Genomic DNA, 1149 nt, shown 5'->3' with positions numbered 1-1149 from the left:
GGTCCGCCGCCACGGTCACCGTGCCGCGCACCCCCGCCGGCGCACCCTCGGCGTCGAAGGCCTCACCCACCATGACGTCCAGGTCGAACTTGGCCGCAGGACGGGTGGTGAGCACACGCTCGCCTTCCAGGCCGGGCAGTTCCAGCGCCGCATCCCCGGTATTGTGCATCGTCAGCACGGTCTGGAAGAGCGGCTGCCGGGCCAGCGAGCGAGCCGGGGCCAGCTCCTCCACCAGCCGCTCGAACGGCACATCCTGATGCGCGAACGCCGCCAGCCCCGACTCCCGCACCCGCACCAACAGTTCGGCGAACGTCGGATCCCCCGACAGATCGCTCCGCAACACCAACGTGTTCACGAAGCAACCGACCAGATCGTCCAACGCCTCGTCCGTCCGCCCGGCAATCGCCGAACCGATCGGAACATCCGTCCCCGCACCCAGACGCGACAACAGCACCGACAACCCCGCCTGCAACACCATGAACAGCGTCACACCCTCCGCACGCGCCAACTCCACCAACCTGGCGTGCGTGTGGGCGGACACCTGCAACGGGATGCTGTGGCCGCGATGGGAGGCGACGGGCGGCCGGGGACGGTCGAAGGGCAGCTCAAGCTCCTCCGGCGCCCCCGCCAAGGCCTGACGCCAGAACTCGATCTGCCGCGCAATCCGGCTCTCGGGATCGCTGTCCTCGCCCAGCAGCTCACGCTGCCACAGCGCGTAGTCCGCATACTGCACCGGCAGCGCCGACCAGACCGGCGCCGCACCCTGGCGACGGGCCACGTAGGCGGTGGAGATGTCCCGGGCAAGCGGGCCCATCGACCAACCGTCAGCAGCAACGTGATGGACCGTCAGGACGAGCACGTGTTCATCCACGCCGACGGCAAGCAACCTGCCCCGCACCGGCACCTCGGCAGACAGGTCGAACGCGTACGAGACCGCACGCTCCACCGCCCCGGACAGCTCCTCCGGCACGACCTCCTCGACCGGCAGGTCCCACACCAACTCGTCCACACCCACGACCCGCTGGTACGGCTCACCACCCGACACCGCGAACACCGTGCGGAGCGCTTCGTGGCGTGCGATGACGTCGCGCAGGGCCTGGGCCAGTGCGGTCCGGTCGAGGTCGCCGGTCAGGCGCAGGACGATGGGGC

At 70.0% G+C, this 1149-nt stretch carries 1 protein-coding gene; it reads right to left on the bottom strand.

The features are described from left to right. The coding region (locus ACFC1F_RS43440) for a condensation domain-containing protein (protein WP_376167363.1) at window positions 1-1149 on the bottom strand (1149 nt) is incomplete at both ends.

This window comes from Kitasatospora sp. NPDC056181, assembly GCF_042266225.1.
Classification (GTDB): Bacteria; Actinomycetota; Actinomycetes; order Streptomycetales; family Streptomycetaceae; genus Kitasatospora.
The sequence above is the reverse complement of the archived record's forward strand: the minus strand, read 5'-3'. Positions and strand labels throughout refer to the sequence as shown.